Annotated in this window: 17 protein-coding genes; 16 read left to right on the forward strand and 1 reads right to left on the reverse strand. The window is 72.9% G+C overall.

Translation table 11 applies throughout. From position 1 onward, the window contains the following. Positions 1–4 precede the first annotated feature (4 nt). The 15 genes from VFC33_18695 to VFC33_18765 all read left to right on the forward strand — a co-directional run bounded on the left by VFC33_18695 (position 5) and on the right by VFC33_18765 (position 15,257). Complete coding sequence (locus VFC33_18695; protein ID HZR15271.1) at positions 5–1,477, forward strand: UDP-N-acetylmuramoyl-L-alanyl-D-glutamate--2,6-diaminopimelate ligase; 1,473 nt, start codon at positions 5–7, stop codon at positions 1,475–1,477. Continuing rightward, on the forward strand, positions 1,468–2,886 hold the full coding sequence (gene murF, locus VFC33_18700; GenBank protein HZR15272.1) for a UDP-N-acetylmuramoyl-tripeptide--D-alanyl-D-alanine ligase: 1,419 nt from the start codon (positions 1,468–1,470) through the stop codon (positions 2,884–2,886). The genes VFC33_18695 and murF overlap by 10 nt, the downstream gene beginning before the upstream one ends. Further along, positions 2,883–3,929: a phospho-N-acetylmuramoyl-pentapeptide-transferase gene (mraY, locus tag VFC33_18705; GenBank protein HZR15273.1), complete on the forward strand. Its 1,047-nt coding sequence runs from the start codon at positions 2,883–2,885 to the stop codon at positions 3,927–3,929. The genes murF and mraY overlap by 4 nt, the downstream gene beginning before the upstream one ends. After that, positions 3,926–5,266 carry a UDP-N-acetylmuramoyl-L-alanine--D-glutamate ligase gene (gene murD / locus VFC33_18710; GenBank protein HZR15274.1) on the forward strand — a complete coding sequence of 447 codons (1,341 nt, stop codon included), beginning with the start codon at positions 3,926–3,928 and terminating at the stop codon, positions 5,264–5,266. The genes mraY and murD overlap by 4 nt, the downstream gene beginning before the upstream one ends. Then, positions 5,263–6,459, forward strand: a complete 1,197-nt coding sequence (ftsW, locus tag VFC33_18715; GenBank protein HZR15275.1) for a putative lipid II flippase FtsW — start codon at positions 5,263–5,265, stop codon at positions 6,457–6,459. Before murD ends, ftsW begins: the two co-directional genes overlap by 4 nt. Next, positions 6,456–7,553 carry a UDP-N-acetylglucosamine--N-acetylmuramyl-(pentapeptide) pyrophosphoryl-undecaprenol N-acetylglucosamine transferase gene (locus VFC33_18720; GenBank protein HZR15276.1) on the forward strand — a complete coding sequence of 366 codons (1,098 nt, stop codon included), beginning with the start codon at positions 6,456–6,458 and terminating at the stop codon, positions 7,551–7,553. The genes ftsW and VFC33_18720 overlap by 4 nt, the downstream gene beginning before the upstream one ends. Beyond that, positions 7,540–8,949, forward strand: coding sequence for a UDP-N-acetylmuramate--L-alanine ligase (gene murC, locus VFC33_18725; protein HZR15277.1), 1,410 nt, complete (start codon positions 7,540–7,542; stop codon positions 8,947–8,949). Before VFC33_18720 ends, murC begins: the two co-directional genes overlap by 14 nt. Continuing rightward, positions 8,949–9,896 (forward strand): UDP-N-acetylmuramate dehydrogenase, encoded by a 948-nt coding sequence (murB, locus tag VFC33_18730; protein ID HZR15278.1) that lies wholly within the window; start codon positions 8,949–8,951, stop codon positions 9,894–9,896. Before murC ends, murB begins: the two co-directional genes overlap by 1 nt. Further along, positions 9,893–10,663: an FtsQ-type POTRA domain-containing protein gene (locus VFC33_18735; protein HZR15279.1), complete on the forward strand. Its 771-nt coding sequence runs from the start codon at positions 9,893–9,895 to the stop codon at positions 10,661–10,663. Before murB ends, VFC33_18735 begins: the two co-directional genes overlap by 4 nt. A gap of 267 nt (positions 10,664–10,930) precedes the next feature. Continuing rightward, entirely contained in the window at positions 10,931–12,010 is a 1,080-nt protein-coding gene (gene ftsZ / locus VFC33_18740) for a cell division protein FtsZ (protein HZR15280.1), read from the forward strand. Continuing rightward, entirely contained in the window at positions 12,010–12,720 is a 711-nt protein-coding gene (locus VFC33_18745; GenBank protein HZR15281.1) for a polyphenol oxidase family protein, read from the forward strand. Before ftsZ ends, VFC33_18745 begins: the two co-directional genes overlap by 1 nt. Further along, complete coding sequence (locus VFC33_18750; protein ID HZR15282.1) at positions 12,717–13,367, forward strand: YggS family pyridoxal phosphate-dependent enzyme; 651 nt, start codon at positions 12,717–12,719, stop codon at positions 13,365–13,367. The genes VFC33_18745 and VFC33_18750 overlap by 4 nt, the downstream gene beginning before the upstream one ends. Positions 13,368–13,436: 69 nt before the next feature. Then, positions 13,437–13,946 (forward strand): cell division protein SepF, encoded by a 510-nt coding sequence (locus tag VFC33_18755; GenBank protein ID HZR15283.1) that lies wholly within the window; start codon positions 13,437–13,439, stop codon positions 13,944–13,946. Between the two features lie 9 nt (positions 13,947–13,955). After that, positions 13,956–14,213: a YggT family protein gene (locus VFC33_18760; protein HZR15284.1), complete on the forward strand. Its 258-nt coding sequence runs from the start codon at positions 13,956–13,958 to the stop codon at positions 14,211–14,213. 57 nt (positions 14,214–14,270) lie between these two features. Continuing rightward, complete coding sequence (locus VFC33_18765; GenBank protein ID HZR15285.1) at positions 14,271–15,257, forward strand: DivIVA domain-containing protein; 987 nt, start codon at positions 14,271–14,273, stop codon at positions 15,255–15,257. A gap of 9 nt (positions 15,258–15,266) precedes the next feature. On the opposite strand, the gene ileS is transcribed toward VFC33_18765, so the two are convergent. Further along, positions 15,267–18,392, reverse strand: a complete 3,126-nt coding sequence (gene ileS / locus VFC33_18770) for an isoleucine--tRNA ligase (GenBank protein ID HZR15286.1) — start codon at positions 18,390–18,392, stop codon at positions 15,267–15,269. On the opposite strand from ileS, the gene VFC33_18775 reads away from it, so the two are divergent. Next, positions 18,329–18,781, forward strand: a complete 453-nt coding sequence (locus tag VFC33_18775) for an ATP-binding protein (GenBank protein HZR15287.1) — start codon at positions 18,329–18,331, stop codon at positions 18,779–18,781. The genes ileS and VFC33_18775 overlap by 64 nt on opposite strands. Positions 18,782–18,962: the final 181 nt, after the last annotated feature.

The raw sequence follows: 18,962 nt of genomic DNA on the forward strand, positions 1-18,962 counted from the left end.
CGTCGTGCGCCTGCACGAGCTCCTCGCCGACGTCGACGTGGTCGAGCGCGCCGGAGACCCGGACACGGAGGTCACCTCGGTCGTCCACGACAGCACCCGCGTCACGCGCGGGTCGTGCTTCTGTTGCATCCGCGGCGCGCGGGCCGACGGACACGACTACGCGCCCGACGCCGTCGTGCGCGGCGCGACCGCGTTGCTGGTCGAGCGCCTGCTCCCCCTCGACGTGAGCCAGGCCCGCGTCGCGAACGTCCGGCGCGCTCTCGGGCCGGTGTCGGCGACGTTCTTCGGTCACCCGTCCGACGCGATGCGGTGCCTCGGCGTGACGGGTACGAACGGCAAGACCACCACGACGATGCTGCTGGACGCGATCGCGGTCGCGGCGGGGGAGCGGACCGGCATCGTCGGGACGGTCGGTGCGCGCATCGCGGGGAGGGCCGTGGCGCTCGAGCGGACGACGCCCGAGGCCTCCGAGCTCCAGCAGCTGTTCGCCCGCATGCGCGACGACGGGGTCACGACCGTCTCGATGGAGGTGTCGTCGCACGCGCTGGCCCAACACCGTGTCGACGGCACTCGCTTCGCGGCTGCGTGCTTCACGAACCTGTCGACGGAGCACCTCGACTTCCACCGCTCGCTGGACGCGTACTTCGAGGCGAAGGCGTTGCTGTTCGAACCGGCGCGCACGCGCGCGGCGGCGGTCAACCTCGACGACCGCTACGGCGTCGAGCTCGCACGGCGTTGCGCGTGCGCGCGCGTCCCGCTGACGACGTTCGCGGTGGACGACGGCGCGGCCGATGTGCAGGCACGCGATCTGCACACCGAGCAGGGTGCGACGAGGTTCACGCTCGTCCACGTGCCGTCCGGCGCGCGTGCGCCCGTCACGCTGTCACTGGCCGGCACGTTCAACGTGTCGAACGCGCTCGCCGCCGGCGCGACCGCGCTCGCGGCGGGCTTCGAGCTCGACGCCGTCGTCACCGGCTTGTCGACACCCGTGACCGTGCCGGGCCGGATGGAACGCGTGGGGCGGGGCGCGCCCTTCACGGTGCTCGTCGACTACGCGCACACGCCGGTCGCGCTGGAGCACGCCCTCGCCGGCGCGCGCGAGCTGTGCACCGACGGCCGCGTGATCGTGGTGTTCGGCTGCGGCGGCGACCGCGACCGCGAGAAGCGCCCGATGATGGGCGAGGCGGCCGCGCAGGGTGCCGACTTCGTCGTCGTCACGTCCGACAACCCACGTTCCGAGGATCCCGCCGCCATCGTGCAGGACGTCCAGGAGGGGCTGCGCCACGGCGCGCCGTACACGATCGAGCTCGACCGGCGCGCGGCGATCCGGCTCGCGCTCGAGCGCGCCCGCCCCGGTGACGTCGTCGTGGTGGCGGGCAAGGGACACGAGACGACCCAGACGATCGGCGACCGCGTGGTGCCCTTCGACGACCGGGTGGTGGCCGCGGAGGAGCTGGAGCGCCTCGGATGGACATGACCGTCGGCGACATCGCGGCGGCCACCCGCGGCCGCATCCTCGACGGCGACCCGGCGTGGACGGCGACGTCGTTCACGTACGACTCCCGGACGCTCGAGCCCGGCGCGTGCTTCTTCGCGCTGCGCGGCAATCGCGACGGTCACGACTTCGTGCACGACGCGTTCGAGCGCGGCGCGCTCGTCGCGGTCGTCGAACGCGACGTGCCGGACGCGCGCCGGCCGGGAGCGCGCGCGCTCGTCCGGGTCGACGACACTTTGCGCGCGCTCGGCGACTGCGGCCGGCTGGCGCGCGATCGCCTCACGGACGCGACGGTCGTCGGCGTGACCGGATCCGCCGGCAAGACGTCCACCAAGGACCTGAGCCGTGCCGCGCTCGCGCGGCGGTTCGAGGTCGCGGCCAGCCCCGGGTCGTTCAACAACGAGTCCGGGCTGCCGCTCACGCTGCTCGGCGCGGACGCGCGCACGGAGGTCGTCGTCGCCGAGATGGGCGCGCGCTTCGCCGGCAACATCCGTGAGCTGTGCGAGATCGCGCGCCCGAGCGTCGGCGTCGTGACACACATCGGGCTCGCCCACGCCGAGCATCTCGGCGGGCGGGCCGGCGTCGCGCGCGTGAAGGGCGAGCTGCTCGCCGCGCTCCCCGCCGACGGGACCGCGGTCGTCAACGCGGACGACGACATGACACCGGTCCTCGTCCGCGGGTGCGCGGCGCACGTCGTGCGGGTCGGCTTCGGCGCGGACCCGGAGGCGGGTGACGTGCGCGTCGGTGCCGTCGAGATCGACGACGAGCTCCGGCCGTCGTTCGCGCTCGACTCGCCCTGGGGTTCCGCTCGCGTGCGGCTCGCGGTGCGGGGCGAGCACCAGGTCGTCAACGCCGGGATGGCCGCGGCCGTCGCGCTCGTGCTCGGTGTGCCGCTCGACGACGTCGTGCTCGGCCTCGGAGAGGCGACCGGGGCGAGCTGGCGCATGGAGCTCGGCCACTCGCCGGCCGGCCTCACCGTGCTGAACGACGCCTACAACGCCAGCCCGACCGCGGTCGCGGCCGCGATGCGGTCGTTCGCGCGGCTGCCCGCCGCCGGACGACGCATCGCCGTGCTCGGCGAGATGCTCGAGCTCGGCGACTGCGCGGCCGCGGAGCACGAGGCGCTCGGTCGGCTCGCGGGCGAGCTCGGGTTCGACGCCGTCGTCGCGGTCGGTGCGGGTGCAGCCGCGCTCGCCACCGGTGCGCGGACCGCGGGCGTGCACGACGTCGTCGAGACGGACGCACCGGCGGACGCGCTCGCCGCCGTCGTCGAGCTCGCCGGCCGCGGCGACGCGGTCCTCGTGAAGGCGAGCCGCGCGGTGGGGCTCGAGGTCGTGGCCGACGCGCTGCTCGCGGGCGCGGCCGACACCCGTGCGGGGTTCCGCCCGTGATCAACCTCCTGATCGCGGCGGGGACGGGCTTCGTCGTCAGCGTCCTCGGCACCCCGTTCCTGATTCGTCTGCTGCGCGCCCGCGGCATCGGCCAGGCGATCCGCGACGACGGCCCGATCGAGCATCCGCACGTCCGCAAGGCGGGCACGCCGACCATGGGCGGTGTCGCGATCGTCGGTGCGGCGACGGCCGGCTATCTGGTCGCGCACCTCCGCTCGCACGCGTTCAAGCACGCGAACAGCGGTCTCGCGCTGATGATGCTCATCCTCGGCATGGCGCTGCTCGGGTTCATCGACGACTACCTCGGTGTGCGCGCCCACCGGAACCTCGGGTTGCGCAAGCGCGGCAAGCTGCTCGGTCAGATCGTCGTCGGCACCGGGTTCGTGATCCTGGCGTTGAACTGGGTGCACGTGTCGACCCAGTTGTCGTTCACGAGACGGATGGCGCTCGACATGGGCCCGTGGGGATGGGGGGTCGTCGCGGTCTTCGTCATCCTCGCGACGAGCAACGGCGTGAACCTCACGGACGGGATGGACGGGCTCGCGGCCGGCGCCTCCGCGCTCGTGTTCTCGGCGTTCGTCGTCATCGCGTTCGTCCAGTTCCGGCACCCGCACCAGTACCACTCGCTCGCCGCGGCGTCGCTCGATCACTGCGTCATCGCGGGGGCGATGATGGGCGCGTGCACGGGGTTCCTCTGGTGGAACGCCGCGCCCGCGCAGATCTTCATGGGCGACACGGGCGCGCTCGCGCTCGGCGGCGCGGTCGCGGGGCTCGCGCTCCTCACGCACACGATCCTGCTGCTGCCGATCCTCGGCGGGCTCTACGTCGTCGAGACGATGAGCCTCATCGCGCAGGTCGTCGCGTTCCGCGGCTTCGGACGGCGCGTGCTGCGGATGTCGCCGATCCACCACCACTTCGAGGTGGGCGGGTGGCCCGAGTTCACCGTCGTCGTGCGGTTCTGGTTGTTCGCGGGCATGTGCGTCGCGCTCGGGCTCGGCCTGTTCTACGCCGACTTCCTCCGCATCCCGGGAGTCATCGAGTGATCCTGGTCGTCGGGCTCGCCGCCACAGGGCGCGCCGTCGCGCGCCGGCTCGTGCGCGAGGGCGCGACGGTCGTCGCCGTCGAGGAGCACCCGGACCATCCGGGCTACGACGAAGCGCGCGACGAGGTCCGCGCGCTCGGCGTGCGGGTCGTCGAGGCGCCCGACGACGACGCGCTACGCGCCCTCGTGCGGGGGAGCGCGCTCGTCGTCCCGAGCCCGGGGGTGCACGACCGCCATCGCGTGATCGCGGATGCCGAGGAGGCCGGCGTCCCCGTCCGCAGCGAGATCGACCTGGCCGGCGAGCGCGCGCGCGTCCCGGTCGTCGGGGTGACGGGGACCAACGGCAAGACGACCGTCACCACGCTTGCGGCCGCGATCCTGTCGGCATCGGGCGTGCGTGCGACCGCCGCGGGCAACATCGGCCGGCCGCTGATCGACGCAGTCGATGACGACGTCGACGTGCTCGTCGCCGAGCTGTCGTCGTTCCAGCTGCGGTTCGCGCCGACGTTCGCACCCCGGGTCGCGGTGCTGCTGAACCTCGCCGACGACCACCTCGACTGGCACGGGTCACGCGCCGCGTACGAGGACGCGAAGGCGAACGTCTACCGCCACCAGTCCGCCGGCGACCTGCTCGTCTTCAACGCCGACGACCAGCGCGTCGCCGAGCTCGCGCGCGCCACGCCCAGCCGCGCGGTCGCGTTCACGACGCGCGCCCGCTCCGACGCGTTCCACGTCGACGGCGGGCGGCTGGTGACCCCGTCCGGCGAGACGATCACGACGCTCGACGCGATGCGGAGCGACGCGCCCCACGACGTCGCGAACGCGCTCGCCGCGACCGCCGCGGTGCTCGACGTCGGCGCGACGCGCGACGGCGCGGCGCGCGCGATCGCGACGTTCGAGAGGCTCCACCATCGCGTGGAGCCGATCGGCCAGTCTGGTGGGGTGCGCTTCGTCGACGACTCGAAGGCGACCAACCCGCACGCGACGTTGACCGCGGTCGCGGCGTTCGACTCCGTCGTGCTCGTCGCGGGCGGTCACAACAAGGGTCTCGACCTCGGCGTGCTGCGCGACGTCGTGCCGCACCTGCGCGCGGTCGTCGCGATCGGTGACGCAGCCGCGGACGTCGAGCGCGCGTTCACCGGCGCGGTTCCCGTCGTCGTCGCGGCATCGATGCACGACGCCGTCGACCGCGCTGCCGCCCTCGCGCAGCCCGGTGACACCGTGCTGCTGTCGCCGGCGTGCGCGTCGTTCGACTGGTACCACGACTACGGCGAGCGTGGCGACGACTTCGCGCGCGAGGTCGCGGCACTGATCGCCGCGAAGGAGCAGACGGCGTGAGCGCGACCGCCGAGACCCTCCGCCGGCTGCGGCTGCCGCGCGTCCGTGTGCCGGGCGCCGACCGCTTCGCCCGCTTCTACGCCCGGTGGGTCGAGGCCGGCCGCGACCGGCCCGCCGGCTACCTGCTGCTCGTCGCGACCGTCGCCGTCCTGAACGTGGTCGGCACGGTGATGATCCTCTCCGCGTCGTCGGTCCAGTCCCTCGCGAACTACGGGTCGGCCTGGTACTTCTTCGAGCGCCAGCTCATGTGGACGCTGTTCGGCGTCGTCGCGTTCGTCGTCGTCGCCCGCATCGACTACCACCGCTGGCAGCGCCTGATGGTCCCGCTGCTCGTCGTAGCAGGTGTCCTGCTCACGGTCGTGCTCGTCCCCGGCATCGGGATCGTCGCGTACGGCTCGCGCCGGTGGCTCGGCGTCGGGAGCTGGCGCGTCCAGCCGTCCGAGATCGCGAAGCTCGCGCTGCTCGTGTTCGCGGCGGACGTGCTCACCCGTCGGGAGCACGAGCTGCACGACTGGCGGCGCGTGCTGCGGCCGATCCTGCTCGTGTTCCTCGTGTTCGGTCTGCTCGTCATGCGGGAGCCGGACCTCGACTCGACGATCGTGCTCGCGCTCATCGTCGCGGGGGTCCTGCTGATGGGCGGCGTGCGCGCCCGTCACCTCGGCACGGTGTTCGGGGGCGGCATCGCCGCGACCGCGTTGCTCGCGGTCGCGGCGCCGTACCGGCGCGCGCGCGTGTTCACCTACCTGCACCCGTGGAAGGACGCGTCGAACACCGGCTACCAGATCGCGCAGTCGCTCATCGCGCTCGGCAGCGGCGGCTGGAGCGGAGTCGGTCTCGGCGCGGGGCGGTCGAAGTGGCTGTTCCTCCCGAACGCGCACAATGACTTCATCTTCGCGGTGATCGGCGAGGAGCTCGGCCTCGTCGGGACGCTGCTCGTCATCGGCCTGTTCTTCGCGTTCGCGGTCGTCGGCATCCGAGCCGCGGCGCGCGCTCCCGACCGGTTCGGGATGCTCCTCGCGTCCGGTGTGACGGTCTGGGTCGTCGGGCAGGCGATCATCAACATCGGAGCGGTGATCGGCCTGCTGCCCGTGTCGGGCATCCCGCTCCCGTTCGTCTCGTTCGGCGGGTCCGCGCTGCTCTTCACGATGGCGGCGACGGGGATCCTCGGCAACGTCGCACGCCAGGCGACGTGAGCGCGGACGCGCGCCTGTTCGCCATGATCAGTGGAGGCGGGACCGGTGGTCACGTCTACCCGCCGATCGCGCTCGCGCAGGAGCTCGTGCGGCGTGGCCATCCGGGAGACTCGATCCGGCTCGTCGGCGTGCGCGGCCGGCTCGAGGAGCGCGCGTGGCCGGAGGCGGGCTTCGCGGTCGACCTGCTGCCCGGGCGTGGGTTGCGCCGCCGGCTGACCCTCGAGAACGTGGCCGTCGTCCGCGACACCGCGCGCGCGTTCGTCGCTGCCCGCCGGCTCGTGCGCCGGTTCCGGCCGCGCGTCGTCGTCGGCTTCGGCGGGTACGGGTCACTGCCCCTCGTCGCGGCCGCGCGCGCGTCACGCGTCCCGACCCTCGTGCACGAGCAGGACGCCGCGCCGGGCCTCGCCAACCGGATCGCCGTCCGTCTGGGCGCGCGCGCCGCCGTCTCGCTGCCCGACACGCCGCTGCCCGGCTCGACGCGTACGGGGAACCCGGTGCGCCGCGAGATGGTCGAGCTCGTCCGATCGCCGTCGTCGCCGCCGCTGCTCGCCGTGGTGGGCGGGAGCCTCGGCGCCCGTACCCTGAACGTCGCGGCCCTCGACCTGTACCGACGCTGGCGCGACCGTGACGACGTCGCCGTGCACCACGTGACCGGTCCGCGCAATTACGACGAGTGCGCGCAGCGGCTGGCGTCGCTCCGGCGTGCCGGCGACGCGCTCGACTACGTGCTCGTCCCGTACGAAGAGCGTCTCGACGGCGTCTACGCGCGCGCGTCGCTCGCGTTGTGCCGCGCCGGCGCGGGAACGGTCGCCGAGCTGACCGCGGCCGGTGTCCCGTCGGTCCTCGTCCCGCTCCCCGGCGCGCCCGCCGACCACCAGACCCGCAACGCCGAGACGCTCGCGCGTGCCGGCGCGGCGCTCGTGCTGCGCGACGACGAGTGCGACGGCGCGCGCGTCGACGAGCTCGTCGCACCCTTGCTCCACGACCGCGCCCGCCTCGACGCCATGAGCGTCGCCGCTCGGTCGATCGCCCGTCCCGACGCCGCCGCGCGCCTGGCGGACCTGGTCGAGGAGGTCGCCGGTGTACGAGCTTGACCTCCGGGAGCCGCGGCGCATCCACGTCGTCGGCGTCGGCGGCTCGGGGATGAGCGCACTCGCGCTGCTGCTGCAGGAGATGGGCCACACCGTGTCCGGATCGGACCTGCACGAGTCACGCGCGCTCGAGCGCTTGCGTGTCGCGGGCGTGGACGTGAAGGTCGGGCACACCGAGGACAACATCGCGCCCGCGACGGACGCGGTCGTGATCTCGTCGGCGGTCCCGTGGTCGAACCTCGAGGTTCGCGTTGCGCAGGCGCGCGACGTCCCGGTGCTCCGCCGCGCCGACGCGCTGCGCGCCCTCGTCGCGACGCGGCGGACGATCGCCGTCGCCGGCAGCCACGGCAAGACGACGACGTCGTCGATGCTCGCGCTCGTCCTCCTCGCGGCCCGGCGCGAGCCGAGCTTCCTCATCGGCGGCGAGCTCCACGAGGTCGGCACGAATGCCGCGCGTGGCGCGGGCGACCTCCTCGTCGTCGAGGCCGACGAGAGCGACGGCACGTTCCTCGAGATCGCGCCCGAGATGGCCGTCGTCACGAACGTCGAGCCCGACCATCTCGAGCACTACGGCACGTTCGACGATCTCGTCGACGCGTTCGAGCGGTTCCTCGCCGGGATCCCCGGGCTCGTCGTCGTGTGCGCGGACGACGGGGTCGCGCGCCGGCTCGCGGCGCGACGCGCCGGTGCCGTCACGTACGGCGAGTCGGAGGATGCCGACTACCGGCTGACGGGCTACGAGAGTGGCGGCCGCGTCGGCAGCCGCTTCGACGTGACCGTGCGCGGTCGGCACCTCGGCACCGTGGAGCTCGCGGTCCCAGGCCGGCACAACGCGCTGAACGCGCTCGGTGCACTGGCGACCGCCTCCGAGCTCGGCGTGGACCTCGCCACGATCGTCGACGCGCTGCGCAACTTCGGCGGTGTCGCCCGCCGGTTCCACTTCAAGGGTGAGATCGACGGCGTGACGCTCGTCGACGACTACGCGCACCTGCCGGCCGAGCTGCAGGCGACGATCCGCACGGCGCGCGAGTGCGGCTGGCGGCGCGTGGTCGCGGTGTTCCAGCCGTACCGCTACATCCGCACGTCGCTCATGTGGCGGGACTTCGCGGACGCGTTCACGGAGGCCGATCTTCTCGTGCTGACCGACGTGTGCGCGCCCGCGGCGGAGGTGCCGATCCCCGGCGTGTCCGGCCGGCTGATCCTGCGCGCCGTGCTCGACGCGCACCCGTCGCTGCCGGTGGCGTACTTCCCGCGTCGATCGGAGCTCGCGGCGAACGTGCTCGCCGTGACCCGCCCCGGCGACGTCGTCCTCACGATGGGTGTCGGCGACGTCGGGAACCTGGCCGACGAGATGCTCGCGCTCGTCCGCGAGCGCGAGCTGCGGGCGAGCGCGTCGTGATGCTCGCCGACGCCGCCCGTGCGTTGCGCGACCGGCTCGGCGACGCGGTCACGTGCGACGCGCCGATCGCCGAGCTGACGACGTACCGGCTCGGCGGACCGGCGGCGGTGCTCGTCCGGGTCGGCGACCTCGACGCGCTCGCCGCGGTCGCCGAGGTCGTCCACGGCCGCGCGGTACCGGTGCTCGTCGTCGGGCGTGGCTCGAACCTGCTCGTCGCGGAGCACGGGTACGCGGGCGTCGTCCTCGTGCTCGACGCCGGGTTCGCGCACGTCGACGTCGAGTCGGACGATGTGGTCTCCGCCGGGGCGGCGGTGCCGTTGCCTGTGCTCGCGCGCCGGAGCGCGGCCGCGGGGCGGGCGGGACTCGAGTTCTACGTCGGCATCCCCGGCACGGTCGGCGGCGCGGTGCGGATGAACGCCGGCGGCCACGGTCGCGACACGCGCGAGGTCGTCGCAGACGCGCACGTCGTCGACCTCGCCTCAGGTGCCGCGACGATCCGGACGTGGATCCCGGACGACCTCGGGCTCGGGTACCGCACATCGGCGCTCGGCCCGTACGACGTCGTGGTCGGCGCGCGCTTCACCGTGACGCGCGGCGACGCGGCAGCGTGCGAACGACGGATCGCGGACGTCGTCGCGTGGCGACGTGAGCACCAGCCCGGTGGCGCGAACGCGGGATCCGTGTTCCGCAACCCGCCGGGCGACAGCGCGGGCCGGCTGATCGACGCGTGCGGGCTGAAGGGGCTGCGCGTCGGAGGCGCGTTCGTGTCGCCGAAGCACGCGAACTTCTTCCAGGCCGAGCCGGACGCGACCGCGGACGACGTCCACGCGCTCGTCGCGCAGGTCCGGCGCCGCGTCGAGGAGCAGACGGGCATCCGGCTCGAGCCCGAGCTGCACATGGTGGGCTTCGAACCCGAGGAGGCGACCGTGGGAGGTGGCGGCGCGTGAGCACGACCAGCGCGGACCAGCGCAGCATCGACCCGCGCATCCGTGCGCGTCGCGTCGAGGTGATCCGCGCACAGGGACGCCGGCGGCTGCGGGTGCTGCTCGCCGTCGTGTGCGCCGGATGCGTGGCCGGGCTCGGGTGGCTGCTCGTGCAGTCGCCGCTGCTCGACGTCGACCACGTCGACGCGACGGGCGCCGGTGCGGTCACGCCCGCCGAGATCCGCGCGGCCGCGCGCGTCGAACCGGGGTCGGCGCTGCTCACACTCGACCGCGGCCGGATCGCGCACCGCGTGGAGTCCATCCCGTTGGTGCAGCGCGCTGTCGTGACGAAGCACCTGCCGGGGACGGTCCAGATCACGGTGACGTTGCGCCAGCCCGCGGCGTGGATCGCGCGCGGTCCCGGCACGGTCGCGCTCGTCGACGCGTCGGGGCGCGTCCTGGAGGACGTCCCGGCCCCGCCGGCCGGCCTCCCCGAGCTCGCCGGCGTCGGGGTCGTGCCCGCGCCCGGCGGCCAGGTCGACGTCCGCCTGCTGAGCGTCGCGCACCGGCTCCCCGACGAGCTGCGCCCGATGGTCGTCGGCCTCGCGCTCGATCACGGCAACGTCACGCTGCGGCTCGCGCCCGGCGCGCCGGCGGGGGAGATCCGGCTCGGCACCACCGCGCAGCTCACCGCGAAGACCGACGCCGCAGTCGCGGTGCTCCACGCGCTCGACGGCGCGCGCGTGCACTACGTCGACGTGACGATGCCCGAGACACCGGCGACGGGATGAGCGCGTGTCGCTCGCGGCGCGTGCGCGCCGCCGCGCGCGCCCGTTGACCAGTGCGGGACGATTCGGTAGAGTCTCGACCGATACCGCAGGTTGACATAACGCTCGACCTCCAGTTGAGGTTCACGGTTCACCCTGACCTGCGGGAACAGTCGCGACACGCATTCGATCCGATCGGCGAGCACGCCACGACCGTGCTCGCCGATCGCCGCGGCACGACGTCGTGACGCCCGGCGCGGGTACCGTGCCCGCCGACAAGGAAGGGTCCCCATGCTCGGTGCACCGCAGAACTACCTCGCCGTCATCAAGGTCGTCGGGATCGGCGGCGGTGGCTGCAACGCGGTCAACCGGATGATCGACGCGGGGCTGAAGGGCGTCGAGTTCGTCGCGATCAACACCGACGCGCAGGCGCTCCTGATGAGCGACGCCGACGTGAAGCTCGACATCGGTCGCCAGCTCACGCGCGGTCTCGGTGCCGGGTCGGACCCTGACGTCGGCCGTCAGGCGGCCGAGGAGCACCACGACGAGATCCAGGAGGTGCTCAAGGGCGCGGACATGGTGTTCATCACCGCGGGCAAGGGTGGCGGCACCGGCACCGGCGGTGCACCGGTCGTCGCGGAGGTCGCGAAGCAGCTCGGCGCGCTGACGATCGGTGTGGTGACGCGTCCGTTCTCGTTCGAGGGCCGGCGCCGCTCGGTGCAGGCCGAGAGCGGCATCCAGCGCCTCAAGGAGAAGGTCGACACCCTCATCATCATCCCGAACGACCGTCTCCTCCAGGTCTCCGACCAGAAGACGACGATGCTCAACGCCTTCAAGATGGCCGACGAGGTCCTCCTGCAGGGCGTGCAGGGCATCACCGACCTCATCACGACGCCGGGCCTGATCAACACCGACTTCGCCGACGTCAAGATGATCATGACGAACGCCGGCTCCGCGCTCATGGGGATCGGCTACGCGTCGGGCGAGGGGCGGGCCGTCACCGCAGCGCGCGGCGCGATCTCGAGCCCGCTGCTCGAGGCGAGCATCGAGGGCGCGCGCGGGATCCTGCTGAACGTGTCCGGCCCGTCGGACCTCGGCCTGTTCGAGGTCAACGAGGCGGCCGAGATCATCTCGCAGGCCGCGCATCCCGACGCCAACATCATCTTCGGCGCCGTCATCGACGACGCGCTCGGCGACGAGGTGCGCATCACCGTCATTGCCGCGGGCTTCGATCGCTACGAGGGTGAGCGTCGCCCGACCGAGGCCTCGACACCGCTCGGCCTCCGCGAGGAGGAAGCCGCGCTCGCGGGCAAGGACGAGGAGATCGACCTCTCCGACGACGACTTCGACGTCCCCGAGTTCCTCCGGTAGTGCCCCGCCTCGGGATCGCCGAGGTCACGTTCACGACGCGCACGGGCGGTGTGTCGCGCTCGCCGTACGAGTCGCTGAACCTCGCTGACCACGTCGGCGACGATCCCGACGCCGTCACGGAGAACCGGCGACGCGTCGCGCGCGGCATCGCAGGCGTTCCCGACGATCCACGGCGATGGGTGTGGTTGCGACAGGTGCACGGCGCGCGTGTCGTGCGCGCGGACGACGCGGGCGTGAGCGGCACCGACGCCGACGCGGTCGTCACGACCGTCCCCGGCCTGCCGCTCGCGATCCTCGTCGCCGACTGCGTGCCGATCGCGCTGGCGACGCAGCACGCGGTCGGCGCGGTGCACGCGGGGTGGAAGGGTCTCGAGGCCGGCGTGGTCGCGAACGCCGTCGCGGCACTCGGCCCGGGTGACGTACGCGCGCTCGTCGGTCCGTGCGTCAACGCGTGCCACTACGCGTTCGGCGAGGACGACCTCGCTCGCCTCGCGGCGCGCTTCGGTCGCGGTGTGGTGTCGCGGACGCTCGACGGTGACCCTGCGCTCGACCTGCCTGCCGCAGTGGTCGCCGCGCTCGCCGAGGCGGGCGTCCACGACGTGGCGAGGGCGGCTCCGTGCACCGCCGACGCTCCCGACCGGTACTTCTCGCACCGGCGGGACGGCGTCACCGGCCGTCAGGCGATGATCGTCGTGAAGAAGACGACGTGACCGACCTCGCGACGCGCATCGACGAGGTGCGGACGCGCATCGCGGACGCCGCCGGCCGAGCCGGTCGCGACCCGAGCAGCGTCACGCTCGTCGGCGCGTCGAAGACCGTCCCGGCGGAACGGCTCGTCGAGGCGGTCGACGCGGGCCTGCGCGACCTGGGCGAGAACCGCGCCCAGGAGCTGCTGGCCAAGGCGCCCGTCCTCGACGGGGCCGGGTGTGCACCGCGCTGGCACTTCGTCGGCCGCCTCCAGCGGAACAAGGTCGCGGCACTCGCGCCATACGTCGCGCTCTGGCACTCCGTCGACCGCCTCTCGCTCGGCGAGGCGATGGCGCGCCGCGCCCCGGGCGCGCGGGTGCTCGTGCAGGTCGACGTCGGGGACGAGCCCCAGAAGGGGGGCTGCACCCCGAGTGACACGCCCGCACTCGCCGACTCCCTCCGCGCGCTCGGCCTCGACGTCGCCGGGCTGATGACCGTCCCGCCCCGGACCGCCGATCCCCGCGCGTGCTTCGCCACGTTGCGAGAGCTCGCGTCACGGGTCGGGGCGGACGAGCTCTCGATGGGGATGAGCGAGGACTTCGAGGTCGCGGTCGAGGAGGGCGCCACGATCGTGCGCGTGGGCAGGGCGATCTTCGGTCCCCGGGCCTGATCGAGCACCCCGCCCGTCCACGCTCGCGCGAGGCGTGGGCTGTAGGCTGACCAGCGGGAGGTCGTGCGGATGGCTTCGTTGTGGCGTCGCACCCTGGTGTACCTCGGGTTGCAGGACGACGACGAGTACGCCGAATACGACGAGTACTACGAGGAGGCGCCCGAGCCGGTCGTGACGCGGGTGCAGGCTCCGGCGCGCGCAGCAGAGGTGGGCGCGACGGTCCGGCCGCTGCCCCGCAACGACGAGCCCACGGTGGTCCCGTCGCCGAAGCCGCCCGTGATCCGGCCCATGCCCGCGAACCACGCCGCCCGGGTGCACGTCGTCGAGCCGCACGGCTTCAACGACGCGCAGGAGGTCGGCGACCGGCTCAAGGCGAACCAGCCCGTCATCGTGAACCTGCAGGGGCTGGGCCGGGATCTCCAGCGGCGGCTCATCGACTTCTCGAGCGGGCTCGCGTACGCGGTCGGCGGGACGATGTCGCGCGTCGCGGACCAGGTGTTCCTCCTCACCCCGGCGGACGTCGAGGTCTCGCAGGAAGAGAAGGAGCGCCTGCAGGCCAAGGGCCTCTACCGGACCTGACGCAGCACCTTGACCGTCGTCTGCGCCTTCATCCTCGTCTACCTCATCGTGCTCATCCTGAGGGCGGTGCTGTCGTGGTTCCCGGTCCGCTCGGGCAGCGCGATGGCGTCGATCAACTCCGTCCTGTTCCAGCTGACCGAGCCGCTGCTCGCGCCGCTCCGCCGGGTCATCCCACCCGCGGGCATGTTCGACCTGTCGTTCCTCGTGCTGTTCTTCGGGATCCTCATCGTCCAAGGGATCCTCTGCGGGAGCAGCGGCATCATCTGAGACCGGCGCCGCTGCGCTGCCGCGCCGTCACACCCTCGCGTCGCTAGCATGGCGGGCATGGACGTGACGCCGCGCGATCTGCGGGACATGGACATCCGCGAGGGTTTCCGGGGCTACAACCGGGATGACGTCGACGAGCTGCTCGAACGCGCCGCCACGACGATCGAGTCCCTCCAGGACCAGCTCGCGAAGGCCCAGGAGCGCGTCGCGTCGTTGGAGAGCGACGCCGGACGGGGTCGCGAGAACGAGGACATGCTGCAGCGCACGTTGCTGCTCGCGCAGAAGACGGCCGACGAGGCGATCGCGGACGCGCAGACGCGTTCGAAGCAGATGGTCGAGGAGGCCGAGACGCGGGCGTACGCGCTCGTCAGCGAGGCGGAGGCGACCGCGCGCCGCATGGCGATGGCGGAGCAACGCCGGCTCGAGGCCGAGGTGCTCGGCCTCGGCGCGCGCCGCGAAGCGTTGCTGGCCGACATCGACAACCTCGAGCGGTTCGAGACGGAGTACCGGTCGCGCCTGCGTCGCGCGATCGAGGCGGACCTGCAGTCCCTCGACCAGCGACCGACGGTGAGCGCGGGGTCGCGCCCGTCGATCCACGACGTCGAGCTCCCGACGCCGCCCGAGGGCGCGCGCCAGGAGCAACCCGCGCCGCAACCGCCGCCGCAACCGCAGGCACCCGCGCCGGCTGCCGCGAGCGAGGAGCCTCCGCGCCCCGACCAGAGCACGGTGACGATCGACGCGGTCCCGCCGTTCCCCGAGCCGGCGCCCGACGCGCCCGCACCCGCGGGGAGCGCGGCCTCCGACGCGGCCGGTGCACCGGCAACGGACGAGCACGCGCGTGAAGAGCGCGCGGGCAACGGGCGCACGCAGCTGTTCGCCGAGGAGCCGCCGATGGACGCGCAGGTCCTGGACGACGACGCGTTCTTCGCCAGCCTGCGCGAAGCCGTGCGCGACGAGCGCCCGCTCGGTCCCGTCGAGCACCACGACTACGACGACGACGAGGAGAGCGGTCGCTTCGGCAACGTCTTCAAGCGTCGCCGGTAGCGCGTCGGATCAGTCGGCCTTCTCGAACGCGAGCCGGATCACCGCGCCGTCGAGGTCGAGGGCGTCGCGGTCGTCACGCGCGACCGCGCCCGCTTCCACGGTGATCGTGCGCGCGAGCACCTCGGCCGCGATCACGTCGCGGGCCGCGTCGAGCGGTGCGTGGAGCTCCGCCGGGACGGTCAGCGTGAGCGTGATGCGATCGGCGATCTCGAGGCCGCGCTGCTTGCGGGCCTCGTTGACGGCGCGGATGACGTCGCGGACCCGGCCTTCGTCACGCAGCTCGTCGTCGATCGTCGTGTCGAGCGCGACCGCGGCGCCCTCGTCCTGCGCGAGCACGAGCTCCTCGTGTGACTCGGCCCGAACGTCGACGTCGTCGGGCCCGAGGTCGACGACGGTGCCGTCGCCCAGGTCGAGACGAAACACGCCGTCGGCGTCGAGCGCGGCGCGCACGGCTGCACCGTCGACCTCGCCGAGCGCGGCCTTGACGCGCGGGACGTCCTTGCCGACGCGGGGACCCAGCACGCGGAAGTTCGGTACGACGCGGTACTCGAGAATGCCGACGAGGTCGTCGACGGGCACGAGCGCCTTCACGTTCAGCTCGTCCGCGACCTCGCGCACGACCTCGTCACCGAGTCGCGCACCTTCGGGGAGCAGCACGAGCGCGCGCCGCAACGGCTGCCGCACCTTCAGCCGCGCGTCGTTGCGCGCCGCGAGCCCGAGCGACGCGACGAGACGGGCGAGCGACATCTCCGCTTCGAGCGCGTCGTCGATCGCGTCGACGTCCGCGGTGGGCCAGTCCTGGAGGTGCACGGACTCCTTCGTGCGCCGGAGGTTCTGCCACATCGCGTCCGCGACGAACGGGCAGTACGGCGCGAGCAGGAGCGAGAGGACCGAGAGACACTCGTGCAGCGTCGCGTGCGCGCCCGCGTCCGCCGACTTCCAGAAGCGCGGGCGGGAGCGGCGTACGTACCAGTTCGACAGGTCGTCGACGAACCCGTCGAGGGCCTGCGCACCCCGCAGCGCGTCGAACGAGTCGAGCGCGTCGGTCACCTCGCGGACCGTGCCGTGCACCCGTGAGCGGATCCACCGGTCGAGCACGTGCGACGACACGTGCGCGCTCGCGGCCGCGTCGTCCGCGCGCCACCCGTCGAGGTTGGCGTACGTGACGAAGAACGCGTAGGTGTTCCACAGCGTGAGCAGGAACCGGCGCGTCGCCTCGTCGATGCCCTCCTCGTACACACGCCGGCTGACCCACGGCGAGCCCGCGGAGAAGAAGTACCAGCGCAGCGCGTCGGCGCCGCGGCTCTCGAGGATCGTCCACGGGTCGATCACGTTGCCGCGCGACTTCGACATCTTCTGCCCGTCCTTGTCGACGACGAGCGCGAGGCACACCACGTTGCGGTACGGCGTGCGCTTGAAGACGAGCGTGTTCACCGCGAGCAACGAGTAGAACCAGCCGCGCGTCTGGTCGATCGCCTCGCAGATGAAGTCGGCGGGGAACCGGCGGGCGAAGACCTCCTCGTTCTCGAACGGGAAGTGGAACTGCGCCGACGGCATCGAACCGGAGTCGAACCACGCGTCGAGCACGGGCTCCACCCGGAACGCGCGCCGGCCACACTCGGGGCAGTCGATCACGACGTCGTCGACGTACGGACGGTGCAGGTCGAGCCCGGACAGGTCACGGCCCGCCAGCTCCGCGAGGCGCGCGACCGAGCCGACGCACGTGTCGTGGCCCGAGTCGCACCGCCACACCGGGATGGGCGTGCCCCAGAACCGGTCACGCGACAGCGCCCAGTCGACGTTGTTCTCGAGCCAGTCACCGAAGCGGCCGTGCTTGATGCTCTCCGGGTGCCAGCCGATCGTCTCGTTCTGGGCCAGCAGCTCGCCCTTGTGCGCGGACGTGCGCGCGAACCACGTCGGCTTGGCCCAGTAGATCAGCGGCGTGCCGCACCTCCAGCAGTGGGGGTACGAGTGCGTGTAGTCGACGACGCGCTCCAGCCGGCCCGACGCCGCGAGCGCGTCGATGATCGACGGGTCGGCGTCCTTGACGAACTGGCCCTCCCACGGCGGCACGGACGCGTCGAAGCGCGCCGCCGCGTTCACGGGGTTCAACACGGGGAGCCCTTCGCGCTCGCCGACCTCGCGGTCGACCTCGCCGAACGCGGGTGCAAGGTGCACGATCCCGCTGCCGTCCTCGATCGTGACGAACTCGTCGGCGACCACGCGCCACCCGTCGCCGTCAGCGGGCAGGAAGTCGAACGGCTGCTCGTAGCGGAGGCCGATCAGCTCGTCGACGGGAACGCGCGCGACGGGCTCGTACCCCTCGCCCAGCACGTCGTCGACGCGCGCGGCCGCGAGCACGAGGTCACGACGCGCACCGTCACGGGCGCGCACGCGCACGTACTCGACGTCGGGACCGACCGCGGCGCCGGTGTTCGAGACGAGCGTCCACGGTGTCGTCGTCCACACGAGCAGGTCGAAGTCGCGGTCGACGACGGGGAACCGCACGTACACGGACGGCTCGGTGAGGTCACGGTACGCGCCGGGCTGGCCGAGCTCGTGGCTCGACAGCGCGGTGCCGCACCGCCCGCAGTAGGGGACGACCTTGAAGCCCTCGTAGATGTTCCCGGCGTCCCACATCTGCGAGAACAGCCACCAGACGCTCTCGATGTAGTCGTTGGTGAGCGTCCAGTACGCGTCCTTGGTGTCGAGCCACATGCCGATGCGGCCGGTCAACGCCTGGAAGTCCTCGACGTACCGGTGCACCGACTCACGGCACCGACGGTTGAACGCCTCGATGCCGTACTCCTCGATCTGGGGCTTGCCCGAGAAGCCGAGCTCCTTCTCGACCTCCACCTCGACCGGCAGCCCGTGGCAGTCCCAGCCGCCCTTCCGCGCGACGTGCCGGCCGCGCATCGTGTGGAAGCGCGGGAACAGGTCCTTGAAGAGGCGGGCCCAGACGTGGTGGATGCCGGGCCGTCCGTTCGCGGTCGGCGGGCCCTCGTAGAACACCCACTCGGGCGCGTCGCGCCGTTGCTCGAGGCTTCGCGCGAACACGTCCTCGTCGCGCCATTGGGCGAGGACCGCGTGCTCGAGCGCGACGAGGTCGAGGCGCGGGTCGACGGGGTCGAACATCGCAGGTCACCCTACCGGCCGGACCTGCACCCACCGGCGATGTATCGCACGGGCGACGACTACGGTTCGCGCCCGGGGAGATGGCGACCGTCGTCTGCGCAGTCGTCGACACCGAGGACGCGACGCTCGACCTCGCCTGCGCGGGTCATCTCCCGCCGCTGCTGGTGGACGGGCGAGGAGGCGCGCAGCCCGTCGAACCCGACGGCGACTCGTTCACGATGCGCGCGCGTGTCGACGACGCCGGCGTCGAGCTGTGCGTCCACGACGCGGGCCGCTGGCGCCCGCGTCGTGACACGAACCGCGGGCACGGTCTGGTGTTGATGCGCGCGCTCGCGGACGAGGTCGATCTCACCACCGCGAGCCACGGCACCGAGGTCGCGATGCGGTAGCACCGGGGGCGCGCCCCGACGTGACGGCCGACGAGCGGCTCACGTGCTCGGTCGTCGACGGCCACGCTCGACGACGCCGTCGCGATCGCGCGCGGCGACCCGGGCGACGCGCCTGGTGAGCTCCTCGCCTGACCCGGCCGACGGTTGATCCGGCCGTGCGTCGCGCCTATGATCCGGCCCC

This window comes from Acidimicrobiia bacterium (assembly GCA_035651955.1).
Taxonomy (GTDB): Bacteria; Actinomycetota; Acidimicrobiia; order IMCC26256; family JAMXLJ01; genus JAMXLJ01.